Source organism: Aurantiacibacter odishensis (assembly GCF_003605195.1).
In the GTDB taxonomy this organism is placed as follows: domain Bacteria; phylum Pseudomonadota; class Alphaproteobacteria; order Sphingomonadales; family Sphingomonadaceae; genus Alteraurantiacibacter; species Alteraurantiacibacter odishensis.
In genome coordinates this window covers 1-13,009 of sequence record NZ_QYOS01000012.1, presented here as the reverse complement: position 1 = coordinate 13,009, position 13,009 = coordinate 1, and the positions used below count along the sequence as shown (strand labels likewise).

The following is a 13,009-nucleotide window of genomic DNA, read 5'->3' as shown; positions in this document are numbered from 1 at the left end:
GTTCGCCATCGTCGAAGCCGCTCGTCAGCTTCGTGGGGAAGCAGCCAATCAGCAGCCGGACGTCGATCTGTGCCTGGCGCACGCGAATGGTGGAACATTCTCAAGCCAAGCCACCGCGATTCTCGGTTCGCTTTCGACGATCTGAGAACTGCGGTGAGAGGGGGGCGAGAGCTGGATTGCACCTCGCCCCGAACCGCGTTCTCGCAGGCGGATTTTCGATACGAACGGTAACCGGTCGAGATAACGGCGAGCTTTCCCCTTAGCTCCACCACCTCTTCGGTTAGCTCCACCACCTCTTCGGGTTGTGCGCAGATTCCTTGAGTGTCCCTGTTACGGGACAGTCCACCTCGACTGTGGTCTTGGCAGCCTCGACCTCGGCGATCGGTTCACCTTCGGTCACGCTGTCACCCACAGCCTTCAACCACCTGACGACCTCGGCATCCTGCATTCCCATTCCGAATTGCGGGAGGACCATGTTGATATTGGGCATCTACTTGTCTCCTCAAGCCGAAACCGTCTGTCGGGCGTCCATAAGCTGCCGGGCGGCAGCGCAGATTCGATCGACATTGGGGTAGAGCGGCTTTTCTATATCCGGACTGAAGGGCAAGTGCGTATCGGGCGTCGTTACCCGCAGGACGGGGCCTTTAAGCGCGTCGAATACGTTTTCCACGATTGTCGCGGATATCTCGCTTGCCGCGCTACACGTCTGGTGCGCGGGATCGACTGTAATCGCCCTGCCCGTCTTGCGCACGGAGTTGCAAATGATCTCGCGATCGAGAGGCACCAGGGTTCGCGGATCAACGACCTCGATGGAGATGCCCTCCTCTTCCAGCTTTGCTGCCGCTTTCAAGGCAATCGGAACAGCACCGGCCACAGCGATTATGGAAATGTCGTTTCCTTCCTTCTTGATGTCACCTTTCCCAAGAGGAATGAGGAAATCCGGATCGTCGGGTAGTTCCGACTTGTTCATCCAGCAGGTGCTGTCTTCGAAACACAGAACAGGATCATCGTCACGAATGGCAGCCTTCAGCATCCCCTTCATGTCGTAGGCACTGGATGGTGCGATAATCTTAAGCCCCGGCACGTTCATGAACATGGCATAGGGTCTGTCGGAATGCTGTGCCGCGTTTGAATTGCCGTAGAACATGCACGAACGGATCACGAGGGGCAGCTTCGCCTGCCCGCCATAGATATACCGCGATTTCGCGATGATCGAAACGATCTGGTCCATTGCGGGAAAGAGAAATGAGGAGATGGTTGCATCTATGATCGGGCGCATTCCGACCATTGCCGCCCCTGCTCCGGCCCCGATGAAACCGTTCTCTGAAATCGGCGTATCGCGAACCCTCTCGAGACCGAACTTCTCCGCGAAATCAGTGGTGGTGCCGAACACGTTGCAGACGATATCCTCACCCATCATGAAGACCTTTTCGTCGCGCTCCAGTTCTTCTTCCTGAGCCTGACGGATCGCATCGAGGAATGTTGTCTTGGCCATAGTATTATCTTTCGCTTGAATTCAGGCGCGCAGGTACGCGGGCATTGGAACGGGATCGACGAAGACATCGGTAAAAGCTTCGTGCTGTTGCGGATATTCGCTGTCGCGAGCGAACTTCAGCGCATCGGCAACCTCGTCGGCGATTTCGCTTTCGATGGTGTCGAGCATGGCGCCATCCACACCGGCTTCCTCCAGCCTATCGCGATAGAGCGTGAGGGGGTCGCGTGCTTTCCATTCGTGCTCTTCCCCACCGCGCGGCGTGAGGTCGCGTCCCATGTTGACCGCATGATCGGCATATCGGTAGGTCTTGGTCTCAACGAAGACAGGCCCCTGTCCGGATCGAGCATATTCCGCGGCTTCGAGAACAGCGGCTTCCACCGCATCGACATCCTGTCCGTCGACAATGAAGGACTTCATCGCGTAGGCCTTGGCCCTGTCCGCCAGGTCCTTTACCGGTACGGCATTGGCGACAGGCGTCGACATACCGTAAAGGTTGTTTTCGCACACGAAGATCGCGGGCAATTTCCAAACGGCGGCAAGGTTCATGCCTTCATGCGCTGCGCCTTCGCTGGTGGCACCATCGCCGAAGAAGCACAGGGCGACCTGCCCCGTGCCCTGCATCTTCGCGCCCAGAGCAGCGCCCGCCGCAACCGGCACGCCCGACCCCACGATGCTCGTCTCGCCAAGACTTCCGACAGAAAAGTCAGAAAGGTGCATCGATCCGCCCTTGCCGCTGCACACGCCGGTTTTCTTGCCGAGAAGTTCCGCCATGAGCGGGCGCAACTTCGCGCCCTTGGCTATGGGATGGCCGTGGCTACGATGATTGCCGACCATGTAGTCGTCGTCGCGCAGGGCCATGCAGGAGCCGACACCAGACGCCTCCATGCCGGCGTAGGTATGAAGCGCGCCCGGGATTTCGCCCTGGGCATGAATACTCTCCGCCAGATCCTCGAACTGGCGAATGCGTTGCATCCGCCGGTATTTCTCCAGATCGCGATCGTTCTTTCTATTCTGGCTCATGCTGGTCCTTTCAGGTCAAAACCGGTTCGGGCGCGCTTTGTGCGTCTGCCGTTTCGATCAGTTCGAGGGGTGTCGCGTACATCGGCTCCGGCGCCCCGGGGGTGATCGCGTAGACATTTTCCATGTGACACGGCCCGAGACGCGCGCCGAAAAAGAGGCTGTCGAGAGAGACGAGCATGTCCTCCTCCATGACGAAGCCTTCCTTCACGCCGCCAAGCCCCGCTGCGGGAAACGGCCTGGGTATCTCGAGCGGCATGAGGCCAATCCCGTGAGCGACAACGAGAAGCTTTTCCGGTGCTGCCACGCCGTTGGCCTTGAGGTGTTCGTACCCGATCTGCGGTAGTGACGCGGTGGATACGCCCGGTCTCAGCCTGTCGACCATCATCAGAAAGGCGTCTCGCAGGATGTCATGCAGACGGCGATAGTCATCGCTTGCGGGGCCGATCACCGCAGTCCGGTTGATGTCGATCCAGAAGCCATCGAGTACACCTTGGGTCTCCAGGATCACGATGTCCCCGTCGCGCAAGGGACGGCTTCCACTGGTGCGGAACAGGTCGGGAATGAACTCCCCATCCTCGTAGCTGCCGCCGAAAAGCATGGCACCTTCGTCCACGGGAATGACGCCGTTACGTACCATGAAGTCGCAGATGCCTGCCTGAACGTCGTTCCAGTCGGCACCCGGAGACAACAGCGATCCGGCGTGGGCGATAACCCTGTCAGCCATGACGCCGACGCGGCGGTAAGTCTCCAGTTCGCCAGCAGTCTTTACGACACGCGCGCGCATCATCAGGTCGAGGCAGTCGCGATGGTCATGCGGCAATCGGTTCTGGATTGCTGCGGACATACGGTGTTCGTCAAAGCCAATGACCGCCCCCGCCATATGCTGGTCGCGCAAGGCTTCCCTGACAGCGCAGACGATATCGGGCTGGCAATCGCCTGCGATGTGACTAGCAAGAGCCATCGCGTCTTCTGCTAGCTTGTCGACAGACCTGTCCGGGTCCTGATATCGGCTAACTTCGCAGAAGTTCAGCATGTCGAACGTGCGCAACTCGTCAAAGGAACAGACTTGCGCGTCGCGATTGAGAACCGCCACGATACCCAAGTTCGCTTCAGGGAGCACCAGTACCGAGGGCTTTTCCTCATCAGCGAAGACGATGGCGGCGGCGAAAGGCTCCTGCTGGGTCCAGCGTTCCAGAATGGTATGGTAGCCGGTGGCATAGCGCACATCGTGCGGATGGCTCAGGACGACGGCATCAAGACCCTCTGCCTGCATGACCGCGCGCAGGCGTGCAATTCGCGGGTTTGCATCGCTCATGCGACTGCCCTTCCCTGCCCGGCGCCATCGTTGGAGATGTCGGTTTGCTGCTTTCCGGTCGACAGATCGCGCAGGAACTCGTGGTTGAGCACGAAGCGAATGCCGTCATCTTCATCGGTAAAGGCTACAGCTCCATGTCCCATAAAAAGGTACTCGGTCGGTTCTTCGCATCGCGCTTCGGAATGGCGCGAACCGATGGGTTCGTAGCCATAGGTTCCCGCGGGCGCCGAACCGACGTCGTAAATAAGTTCACCCTTCGTCACGAAATATTCGCCAGGTCCAAGGTGCCAATGCGGTGCGAACGTGGCGCCGGGCTGCATTTCCACCCACAGGACCCAGTCCCCCGACTCCTCGCTGTAGCGCAGTAGGCGAATGGTGGTGCCACTGCCGAGTTCGTGCGGCTCTGCATCGGCGATGTTGACGATCAGATCGCCCGTTTTGCCTGCATCGTGCGCCTGGATCATATCTTCCTCCTGTAAATAAGGCGGTAGTTCCGCGTCCCGCACGAAACTCGCACCTCGAACGGCGACATCATTGCGCCGTGTATCCGCCGTCGACGACCAATTCGCTGCCGTGCATGTATCCGGCCTCGTCGCTGGCGAGAAAACGCACCGCCTTTGCGATGTCTTCGGGCTCCGCCAGTCGACCGATTGGATGCGCGGGGCCAAGGCCGGCACGCGCTTCTTCCTTGCTGGGGGCAAAACCGTTTTCCACGAAACGGTCCAGAATATGCTCGACCATGCCGGTGTTGACGCCGCTGGGATGGATCGAGTTGACCCGGATTTTGTAATTCAGTGCTGAAAATTCCATCGCGCAGGCTTTCGAGAACAACCTGAGCGCCCCCTTCGAGGCGCAATAGCCCGTATGCAGTGGCGAACCGATAAGCCCCGCGACGGAAGAGATGTTCACGATACTGGCACCATGCGGCAAGTTCTCGCCGCTCCGGCGCATCAGATCCGCTGCCACTTTGGTACCCAGGAACGGTCCATCGACATTGACCGCCATCTGCTTGCGCCAATCCTCGATGGTGGTCTTCTCCAGCTTCTCGACAACCACGATCCCTGCGACGTGGACGAGAATGTCCAGCTTGCCCTGCTCCTTTTCGATCGCACCTATCACCCGTTGCCACGCGGTTTCATCTGTCACGTCAAGTTGGTGGTAGGATGCTGTATTGTTGCCGCTGTCGCGGTCAGGAATGTCGGCCCCGATGACATGGGCCCCCGCATCCGAAAGGTGTCGGGAGATTTGCGAACCGATCCCGCCCGTGCAGCCGGTGACAAGGGCAACGCGCCCTTCAAGTATCTGGGTCATTTCATAGTTCCTTCGTAAGTAGGGTTTCCAAGCGGCTGACATTCGTGGATCGAAGGTTCACCTTCGACACATTCCCAGCCCTGCGCAGACATCGCCTTGTGATAGGGCGCTTCTGCATGACGCTTGCGCGCGTCCTCGTCGGCGAACACTTCAATGAAATGGAAGACGCAGGGATCGCCCGCCTCGCGCATCACCTCGAACACCAAGGTTCCGGGTTCATTCTTGTGAACGTCGCGGCGCAATTGCTCGATGAGTTCGACAAAACATTCAGACTTGTCGGTTTTTGTACGAACCGTCATGATGACGCCGATCATTGGGATATGCTCCGATTATGAACGATATTCTGGCCGAAGCGGCACGACTGGCGCAGGGCGACAATCCGCAGCGCGCCGTTCCATTGCTCGATGGCATCCTTTCCGAAGAACCGGCGAACGTGACCGCGATCACCCTTCGCGGACTGACTGCGCAGCGCCTTGGTATGTTCGATCTCGCCGTGCGCTATTTCGCCGACGCTCACCGGATCGAACCCTCCAATCCGGCCAGGAAAGTGAACCTTGGGATGGCGCTGAAAGGAGCGCGACGCTTCGAGGATGCGGTCCGGATGCTGCGAGAAGCAGACGCCATGCGGCCTGGGCATCCGGCCACACTGAACAATCTCGGGTCGTGCCTGATTGCAAACGACATGGCCGGAGAAGCCGTAGCCATCCTGCGGACGGCGATCACCGCCAAGTCCGGCGATCCGGGCGTTCTGAACAATCTGGGCATCGCTCTGGCGCGTACCGGAGACAGCGAAGGCGCGATCGCCGCCTACACCAACGCTATCGAATTGCGCCCCCATTACACCGAAGCGCGTCTTAATCTGGCGGACCTGCTTCGCAGTACCAACCGGTTGGCCGAAGCGAAGGATCAAGCCCGGATAGTCCTTCAGGCCCAACCGGGGCATCCACGCGCCAGCAATCTGGTAGGCATGATCCTGGAGGATGAGGGTAACGCCGCCGACGCGATCAGGGTGTGGCAACAGTGCCTGTCCCAGTCCGGCCCCAATCATCCGGTCGGGGTCAACCTCATGCGATTGCTCATCGCACAGGGCCGTCCTGCTGAAGCGAAGCCGATTGCCAGACTGTTGCTTGAGACAGTGCCGCAAAGCACATCGCCTCTCGCTTATCTCGCTGCTGCCCTCGATCAGACCGGTGAACTGGAGAAACTTGCCGAGCTGCGCGGTCTCGACCGCTTCGTGCGGGTCATCGACCTTAGGGCGCCTGCCGGTTTTGAATCGCTCGCGCAATTCAACGCCCAGCTTTGTGACGAACTGGCCAAGCATCCGTCTCTCACCTTTGAGCCGGAGGGGCTCGTGGCAAGAAAAGGGCGGCAGAGCGGAGAGCTTGCCGAAGCGAGCAGCCCCGCCCTTGCCGCAATGAAAGAGCAGGCGATAACTGCTCTCAGGGAGACTTGGGAACATCTTGGGGAAAGCAAAGCGAACCACCCCTTCCTCGCTGCGCGACCAGCTGATTGGTCGATCACCATGTGGGGGACGATCCTCCAACCGGGAGGCGCGGTCGAACCGCATATCCATGCGCCGAACTGGCTTTCCGGAGTTTACTACCCCGACTTTGCGGACAGCCTTCCCAACCCCGACGAAGGCGCTTTTTCCATAGGCGTTCTGCCTGATGCGCTGGGCACCGGACTGGCAACCCGTACCATTCGACCGAGAGCAGGTAGGATGATCCTGTTCCCCTCGTTCTTGTGGCACGGCACGTTGCCCTTTGCGGGCAATCGACCACGGATAAGCATAGCCTTCGATCTGGTCCCCGAAGGCATCGGCCGTCCGCACAGGATATGAGGCAATCGACACGGCAGCTGCCTCAGAACGAGGCGGAAGCTTCGATGCCGAACGAACGCGGGGGGGCGTAGTTCGTGAAGTTGAACAGCCCCGCGACCGAATTTCCCGATACGCGGTAGGTCTCATCCAACAGATTTCGTCCGAAGATCGCCACGCGATAGGTGTCGGTTGGATCGGTCCACGCGATCGATGCCCCAACCAGCGTCCGCGCCTCACCCTGGGTCAGCGGAGCATTGAGAGTTACGGACTCAAACTCGGACTGGTAGTTGATATCGGCGTAAAGGTTGATGCTGCCCCAGTCGAAGGGTGGCAGTTCGTAGCTGGCCGTTCCGCCAACAGTTACTTCGGGCACGTTCCGCAGGTCGAGGAACGAGGCATCCTCATTTTCGCCGTCACCATCGATATCGGTGAAGAACTCTATGTAACTTGCCTGCTGCCAACCGAAGGCGAAGCTGAGTTGCAGACCCGGCAATGGGGCTGCCGTTGCCTCTGCCTCCAGTCCGTACACTTCGGCTGAACCGGCATTTGTCGTTCGCGTTTCCTGTCCCGGCAGGCCAGTAATCGGATCGGTGAACGGCACCACGGCATCGCGTTGCAGATCGCTGTACTTCACATAGAACGCCGCGAGATTGAGGCGCATACGATTGTCCGAGGTCTGCGTTTTAAGACCGAGTTCGAAACTGTCGGCGGTTTCCTCCTCAAACGGCAGGGCGGATGTGGCGGACATTGCCTGCTCATTGTAGCCGCCCGACTTGTAGCCTTGGCTGTAGGTGAAATAGTTGTTGATGTTGTCATTGATTTCCCAGCGATAACCCGCACGGAATGTCGGGCGCGAGAAACTGGCTTCGTCGGAATACTCTGGCCAGAACCCGGTTTCGATAGTCGAGCGGCGTACCTGTGGCCTGACGGAGAAGGTCTTGTCCTCCTTCGTGTATCGCGCTCCGAAAAACACAGAGAGAGGGTCTGACACGGCGTATTCGAGTTCACCGAATGCGGCGTAGCTGTCCACGCCGTAATCCGCGGTCGACTGGTTCGGATCGGTCGTTGCGGTATCGTCACCCAGGAAACGCAGGAATCCAAGGAATGACGTGGCATTCGCATCAAGCGTCTGGCCCCAGTACATGGCACCAGCCGTAAAGCTGATCGTATCCGAGAAGTCGGAGCTGAAGCGGACTTCGGCGGAATACTGCTCGCGAACGTCCTCTCGTGTCGAAACGAAGAGGAAGGCGCTTTCACCGGTGTAGTCCGACGGAAGCGCGGACTCTACACGGCGATAGCCTGTTACCAGGTTGAACGTGCCCGTACCGGGGATGTCATGCTCACCCTGTAGATAGACGCCATCCACGTCGATCCGGTGTCCATCGGCAGTGCCGGGACAGGTCGGATCGCTCGAACTGCCTTCACAGATCGTTGTCTGCGTGTCGAAGGGGCTCCCACCGGTAGTCTGGATGCCCGGATAGCCAACGACGTCGAAGAGAAAGCCTGGCGGCGTCTCGTTGACGCTTGGCGGACTGTCCCCGCGATCTCGCAACAATTCGTATGTCAGCATAAATTCAGTATCAGGCGTTGCTTCCCAGAGCAGCTTGGCGCGGCCGCTAAAATATCTCGCTCCGCCTAAGCCTTCCCCGCTTCCGGGCTCATCGCGGAAGAAGTCGTACTTCGCGGCCCGGTAATATCCGTCACTTTCCAGGAAGGAACCTGCAGCCCTGAAAAACAGGTTTTCGGAGACCGGGATGTTGATCGCAGCCTGCACTTCGTGGGTGTCAAAGCTGGAATAGCCGACACGAACTTCGCCACCGAACGCGGCGTCCGGACGTTTGGTGACAACGTTTACGACGCCGCCCACGGTATTCTTGCCAAATAATGTTCCCTGCGGGCCGCGCAGCACTTCGATTCGCTCGACATCGAACAGGTCGAAGAGTTGCGTCTGTACGTGCGCCAGCACAAAATCATCGACAACCACGCCCACCGCAGGCTCGAACGTCAGAATGATGTCGCCTGTGGATTGACCGCGGATGCCAATCGCCGCAGCGTTAAATCCCGGAACGTTGGATATCACGACATTGGGCACGTCACCGGTAAGGGCGCGAATATCCGTTGCGAACTTTCGATCGATGGAATCCGACGTGAATGCAGTTACGGCAACAGGTGTTTCCTGCAGCGATTCCGCGACACGCCGCGCTGTCACCACGATTGTCTCAAGTCCAGCTTCGCGGTCCCGCTCCGGCGGTGCGGCCTCATTCGGCAAAGGCGAGCTATCATCTGGCTGCACGTCGCCTGATCCTTGGGTCGCCGTCTGCGCCATTGCCGTGATGCTCGTGGTCGAAAGGAGCCCTACGAGCGCCGAACCCAAGACGCATTTGTGGTGTGTGCGGAATCCGCCCATGTCAGTGCCTCTCCATATATCCTGTCGCTTTTTGCGATCTCGATACGAGCTCGATCTAGAGCCCGTCCATCAACAAAAGAACATACGTGATCTTTTTTGCAAGAGAAAAAGAACATACATGTTTGTTTTTTTGGCGCTCAGATCCTGTGACCCTTGGTTTTTGGGCATTTTAGGCGTAAATCTTCAATGATGAGGGATGAACGAAACCCCGGCAGAGCGGACCGCCCGACTTCCAAAAAGCCGGAAACCAAGGTTCATCGAACACGAAAAGGCACGAATCGCCGCGTGCCGAGCCGCTACACAAGCGTCGCGATGCGCGATCGGCGGCAGCGCATTATCAATGTCGCCCACAAGTTGCTGGGCGAAGGCGGAATAGAAGGACTGACGATCGCGCGCCTCAGTCGTGAAGCAGATGTCGCTCCGCGTACTATCTATCGGCTTTTCGACGACAAGGATGGGGTGATCTTCGCCACCGTGGCGGAACGCATGCGCGAAGTTCGTGAAGTTATCGCTTCAAAGAAACGCGACTATACGCTGGACGTGGTCTTTGAGGAACTCGACTGGATGGTCGACGAAATGGAGCGCGACGTGGAATATGCCAAGGTCGTGATAGGCTTCAATTTCTCGTTGTCTCCGCGCATTGCGGAAATCCGCGAATTGCGGTCGGTCGCTTACAACCGCTTCCGCAACTGGTTGGATAACGAGATAATGGCAGGCAATACTCGGCAGGACCTTGACCTAGAACGTATCGCCCAACGGCATGTGGTGACAGAGTTCTTGGCCTACAGGCGCTGGGCAACTGGCACCACGGCGGGCGCCGAAACGCGACTGGAATTGCGCTGCACTTTCCTGATGTCAGCTTCTGTCGTCTTAATCGGGTCAGCTCGAGATAGGGTGATGGAACTGCTGTCGGAATATCACGGGCGGTTGACGGTGTCGGAAATCGGATCGCAGGCCTCAACCAACCGTACGGAACGCGACAGCGGCAAGGAATTCGTCGGCAGGCGAAGCTGAGCAACAATGGACCAGACCGCATAAAGCTACTGTACGTGCTTTGGCTGATTTGCGGCTTGATCTCGGCCATTTAAAAGCCCCAGTTGGCATCAAAGCGGCGGTTCGCCAAGTTCAAATGAAATGGCAGGAATTTTCTCCATGGCGGCCCGCGGCGACCAGTCCGCGACAACCGAAGAAATCGTCCACAAAAGCCCAGTGCGACTAAAGCGTTCGGGCATGGCGAGGCGGCTCGTCGAGCCGGGTGGAACCGGCACCCTCGAAAAGGTCGACCAGCCCTTGGTTGACTTGCTGGTGCAGGCCCGAAAATGGTGGGCGCGACTGGAAGACGGCGAGAGCGCGATTGCCGATCTCGCTCGCCAGGAAGGCATCGACGATTCCTGGATCAGCCAATTATTTAGACTAGGTGGCGGAGAGGGAGAAATTCGACTTAAATTGATAAGTCTATGATATCGATAACGATTATCGTAATCCTTATCGCAGATTACCCCAATCCCTACCCCGATCCTGGCGCATAATTCCGAACATTTGGGGGCTCTTCGCACCTCGTATCAGTTCGCCAGCATCTCTTTCAGTGGAATGTCCGGATCGGCCAACGTTCCAACTGCAATTTTTGCGCCTGCTTCTACCAGCTTGCGGCCTTGCACGTAGTCCTTAATCGCATTTACGCAGTCGAGAGCGATCACCTTGCCATCCTTCAGGTAGATGACGGAAAGCTGCGAGACTCCGGGGAGCCGCGAACGAGCGCCTCATCACTCAATGCGCGGCCGTGCCATAGAGCGCCTTGGACTGGATTACCCTTCCGTCAGCGCAAGCAACCCTCGCATCATATATGCCAACTTGTACGGTTATGGGAAAACCGGTCCATATGCAGACTATCCCGCCTATGACGATATCGTCCAGGCTGCGTCGGGCATCGTTTCGCTGCAGGCCGCCCTATCAGGCGGAGAGCCCACCTACCTGGCAACAGTGGTTGCGGATAAGGTCGCGGGCCTCACCGCGGCATATGCCGTGATGGCAGCATTGTTCGAGCGAGAGCGGCATGGACATGGACAGGAGATCGAAGTCCCGATGTTCGAGACTCTGGCGTCCTTCTCGATGGTCGAACACCTTTGCGGGGCCATGTTCAACCCGCCGATCGGACCCACAGGCTATCCGCGCGCCCTTTCGCCGCAGCGGCGCCCTTATCGAACTGCCGACGGCTATATCGCTGTCATGATCTATAATGATCGGCACTGGTCGAATTTCTTCGATGCTATCGGCAACCCGGAATGGTCGAAAGACCCCATGTTCAAAAGTTTGAGAACGAGGACGCAGAATATCACGCAGGTGCTCGGCCAGTTGTCGAAAGTCCTGGAGACCCGCACTACCGAGGAATGGATGGCGGTCCTTACGCAGGCGCAATGTCCTGCCATGCCGGTACGTTCAATCGATGATCTGCTGGACGATCCACACCTGGAGCAGGTCGGCTTCTGGCACCAAGTACATTCCGCTGATGGAAACATGCGTATGCCGGGCGTTCCCGTCAGTTTTTCGCAAACACCCGGTGAACCCGGTCAGCCGGGGCCACGGTTGGGTCAGCACAGTCGCGAGATTCTGGAAGAAGCGAATTTTACGCCCGAAGAGATCGAGCGATTGGCAGGTCCACCTCAGCAAAACCGTCAGTCGGGATGAAACACGATCAGCGGCCCGGCCTCGGCCTGAAGCACTTTCGCCCTCACCTTCATCCCGATCGAAACTTCCCCGGCTGCAATACCGTCAACCCGGCTCATGAGGCGCGCGCCCTCTTCCAATTCGACCAGCGCGACGTTGTAAGGCTCGCGCGGGGGCTTAGGATACAACACCGTAACGGAATGCACTGTTCCGTGTCCGGACGCTTCGACCCATTGGGTCGCTTCGCCCAAAGCGCGAATGCGTGGAGGAAAATGACATTCCGCCGATACTGTATCGCGTTGCAGCAGTATCTTGCCTTGCCTCAAACCCTCTTCAAATTCGGCTTCGGGCGTATGGGCTTCGATGTCGTTCATGCCCTAGGATTATGGTCAAGGATGCCCCGGGTCAATCGAGGACAATGAATATGAAGGACGAATTTCCAAGAGGCGCCGCATCGATTGCGGGGCTCGCAACCTACGGGGTTGGTGAGATGCCAGGCTTCAGTTCTCTTGATCTGGCGGCCACAGCTGGACTGATGGCTTTGCAGGACGCCGACGCCAGGATTCAGGACGTGGATGCACTGTTCGGCTGTCTGCCAGACGATCTATTCGGCACTCTTTCCATGGCGGAATACTACGGCATCTCCCCTCGCTTCACGGACAATAACCGTACGGGAGGGTCCTCCTTCATCAGTCACATGATCACGGCCAGCATCATGATCGACGCTGGATACATCGACAACGCGCTGATCACTTATGGCTCCAACCAGAGAAGCAGCGGCGGGAAGCTGGCTACGCCTGCAAAGAGCAACAAATGGGAAGCCCGATATGATCCCATCTTCCCGCTCAGCAGCTATGCACTGGTTGCGGCGCGTCATATGCACGAGTTCGGCACGCGCCGGGAAGACCTCGCCGCCGTAGCCGTGGCTGCGCGGCAATGGGCCAACACCAATCCCGAGGCTTTCGCCAAGGGGCCACT

At 58.3% G+C, this 13,009-nt stretch carries 14 protein-coding genes and 2 pseudogenes; 6 read left to right on the top strand and 10 right to left on the bottom strand.

Going from position 1 to position 13,009, the window contains the following annotated elements; all coding sequences use genetic code 11:
* Positions 1–7: 7 nt before the first annotated feature.
* A complete protein-coding gene (locus D4Q51_RS16085; RefSeq protein WP_420807518.1) occupies positions 8–145 on the top strand; it encodes a thiolase C-terminal domain-containing protein in 138 nt (45 codons plus the stop codon).
* 135 nt (positions 146–280) lie between these two features.
* On the opposite strand, the gene D4Q51_RS00230 is transcribed toward D4Q51_RS16085, so the two are convergent.
* From D4Q51_RS00230 to D4Q51_RS00200, 7 genes are all read right to left on the bottom strand, one after another.
* Positions 281–490 carry a biotin/lipoyl-containing protein gene (locus D4Q51_RS00230; protein WP_120075368.1) on the bottom strand — a complete coding sequence of 70 codons (210 nt, stop codon included), beginning with the start codon at positions 488–490 and terminating at the stop codon, positions 281–283.
* Positions 491–502: 12 nt separating this feature from the next.
* Complete coding sequence (locus D4Q51_RS00225) at positions 503–1,495, bottom strand: alpha-ketoacid dehydrogenase subunit beta (protein ID WP_120075366.1); 993 nt, start codon at positions 1,493–1,495, stop codon at positions 503–505.
* A gap of 21 nt (positions 1,496–1,516) precedes the next feature.
* Entirely contained in the window at positions 1,517–2,515 is a 999-nt protein-coding gene (locus tag D4Q51_RS00220; protein WP_120075364.1) for a thiamine pyrophosphate-dependent dehydrogenase E1 component subunit alpha, read from the bottom strand.
* 10 nt (positions 2,516–2,525) lie between these two features.
* On the bottom strand, positions 2,526–3,830 hold the full coding sequence (locus tag D4Q51_RS00215; protein WP_120075361.1) for a M24 family metallopeptidase: 1,305 nt from the start codon (positions 3,828–3,830) through the stop codon (positions 2,526–2,528).
* Positions 3,827–4,294, bottom strand: a complete 468-nt coding sequence (locus D4Q51_RS00210) for a cupin domain-containing protein (protein WP_120075359.1) — start codon at positions 4,292–4,294, stop codon at positions 3,827–3,829. Before D4Q51_RS00210 ends, D4Q51_RS00215 begins: the two co-directional genes overlap by 4 nt.
* A 67-nt stretch (positions 4,295–4,361) precedes the next feature.
* Positions 4,362–5,141 (bottom strand): SDR family NAD(P)-dependent oxidoreductase, encoded by a 780-nt coding sequence (locus D4Q51_RS00205; RefSeq protein WP_120075357.1) that lies wholly within the window; start codon positions 5,139–5,141, stop codon positions 4,362–4,364.
* Positions 5,138–5,455 carry a putative quinol monooxygenase gene (locus tag D4Q51_RS00200; RefSeq protein WP_120075355.1) on the bottom strand — a complete coding sequence of 106 codons (318 nt, stop codon included), beginning with the start codon at positions 5,453–5,455 and terminating at the stop codon, positions 5,138–5,140. Before D4Q51_RS00200 ends, D4Q51_RS00205 begins: the two co-directional genes overlap by 4 nt.
* A 17-nt stretch (positions 5,456–5,472) precedes the next feature.
* Here D4Q51_RS00200 and D4Q51_RS00195 point away from each other — a divergent pair, with 17 nt between their 5' ends.
* Positions 5,473–6,981, top strand: a complete 1,509-nt coding sequence (locus D4Q51_RS00195; protein WP_240624493.1) for a 2OG-Fe(II) oxygenase family protein — start codon at positions 5,473–5,475, stop codon at positions 6,979–6,981.
* A 22-nt stretch (positions 6,982–7,003) separates the two neighbouring features.
* Here D4Q51_RS00195 and D4Q51_RS00190 read toward each other — a convergent pair whose 3' ends face one another.
* Positions 7,004–9,367 carry a TonB-dependent receptor gene (locus tag D4Q51_RS00190; protein WP_120075353.1) on the bottom strand — a complete coding sequence of 788 codons (2,364 nt, stop codon included), beginning with the start codon at positions 9,365–9,367 and terminating at the stop codon, positions 7,004–7,006.
* 186 nt (positions 9,368–9,553) lie between these two features.
* On the opposite strand from D4Q51_RS00190, the gene D4Q51_RS00185 reads away from it, so the two are divergent.
* The gene (locus D4Q51_RS00185; protein ID WP_240624492.1) at positions 9,554–10,381 is read left to right on the top strand and encodes a TetR/AcrR family transcriptional regulator; all 828 of its coding nucleotides are present in this window, start codon (positions 9,554–9,556) and stop codon (positions 10,379–10,381) included.
* A gap of 120 nt (positions 10,382–10,501) precedes the next feature.
* The gene (locus tag D4Q51_RS00180) at positions 10,502–10,828 is read left to right on the top strand and encodes a hypothetical protein (RefSeq protein WP_162925065.1); all 327 of its coding nucleotides are present in this window, start codon (positions 10,502–10,504) and stop codon (positions 10,826–10,828) included.
* Between the two features lie 101 nt (positions 10,829–10,929).
* Here the strand turns inward: D4Q51_RS00180 and D4Q51_RS00175 are convergent.
* A pseudogene (locus D4Q51_RS00175) lies at positions 10,930–11,132 on the bottom strand (oxidoreductase C-terminal domain-containing protein); the annotation flags it as partial.
* A gap of 5 nt (positions 11,133–11,137) precedes the next feature.
* Between D4Q51_RS00175 and D4Q51_RS00170 the strand changes: the two are divergent.
* Entirely contained in the window at positions 11,138–12,052 is a 915-nt protein-coding gene (locus D4Q51_RS00170; protein ID WP_240624491.1) for a CaiB/BaiF CoA transferase family protein, read from the top strand.
* Here the strand turns inward: D4Q51_RS00170 and D4Q51_RS00165 are convergent.
* Positions 12,040–12,405 carry a Zn-ribbon domain-containing OB-fold protein gene (locus tag D4Q51_RS00165; RefSeq protein WP_120075297.1) on the bottom strand — a complete coding sequence of 122 codons (366 nt, stop codon included), beginning with the start codon at positions 12,403–12,405 and terminating at the stop codon, positions 12,040–12,042. The two genes, D4Q51_RS00170 and D4Q51_RS00165, sit on opposite strands and share 13 nt — an antisense overlap.
* A 50-nt stretch (positions 12,406–12,455) precedes the next feature.
* Between D4Q51_RS00165 and D4Q51_RS00160 the strand changes: the two are divergent.
* Positions 12,456–13,009: pseudogene (locus D4Q51_RS00160) on the top strand (thiolase); the annotation flags it as partial.

What these genes read in the sequence shown, in the direction of transcription:
- D4Q51_RS00230 (WP_120075368.1), bottom strand. Translation starts at nt 490, where the DNA reads ATGCCCAATATCAACATGGTCCTCCCGCAATTCGGAATGGGAATGCAG.
- D4Q51_RS00225 (WP_120075366.1), bottom strand. Translation starts at nt 1,495, where the DNA reads ATGGCCAAGACAACATTCCTCGATGCGATCCGTCAGGCTCAGGAAGAA.
- D4Q51_RS00220 (WP_120075364.1), bottom strand. Translation starts at nt 2,515, where the DNA reads ATGAGCCAGAATAGAAAGAACGATCGCGATCTGGAGAAATACCGGCGG.
- D4Q51_RS00215 (WP_120075361.1), bottom strand. Translation starts at nt 3,830, where the DNA reads ATGAGCGATGCAAACCCGCGAATTGCACGCCTGCGCGCGGTCATGCAG.
- D4Q51_RS00210 (WP_120075359.1), bottom strand. Translation starts at nt 4,294, where the DNA reads ATGATCCAGGCGCACGATGCAGGCAAAACGGGCGATCTGATCGTCAAC.
- D4Q51_RS00205 (WP_120075357.1), bottom strand. Translation starts at nt 5,141, where the DNA reads ATGACCCAGATACTTGAAGGGCGCGTTGCCCTTGTCACCGGCTGCACG.
- D4Q51_RS00200 (WP_120075355.1), bottom strand. Translation starts at nt 5,455, where the DNA reads ATGATCGGCGTCATCATGACGGTTCGTACAAAAACCGACAAGTCTGAA.
- D4Q51_RS00195 (WP_240624493.1), top strand. Translation starts at nt 5,473, where the DNA reads ATGAACGATATTCTGGCCGAAGCGGCACGACTGGCGCAGGGCGACAAT.
- D4Q51_RS00190 (WP_120075353.1), bottom strand. Translation starts at nt 9,367, where the DNA reads ATGGGCGGATTCCGCACACACCACAAATGCGTCTTGGGTTCGGCGCTC.
- D4Q51_RS00185 (WP_240624492.1), top strand. Translation starts at nt 9,554, where the DNA reads ATGATGAGGGATGAACGAAACCCCGGCAGAGCGGACCGCCCGACTTCC.
- D4Q51_RS00180 (WP_162925065.1), top strand. Translation starts at nt 10,502, where the DNA reads ATGGCAGGAATTTTCTCCATGGCGGCCCGCGGCGACCAGTCCGCGACA.
- D4Q51_RS00170 (WP_240624491.1), top strand. Translation starts at nt 11,138, where the DNA reads ATGCGCGGCCGTGCCATAGAGCGCCTTGGACTGGATTACCCTTCCGTC.
- D4Q51_RS00165 (WP_120075297.1), bottom strand. Translation starts at nt 12,405, where the DNA reads ATGAACGACATCGAAGCCCATACGCCCGAAGCCGAATTTGAAGAGGGT.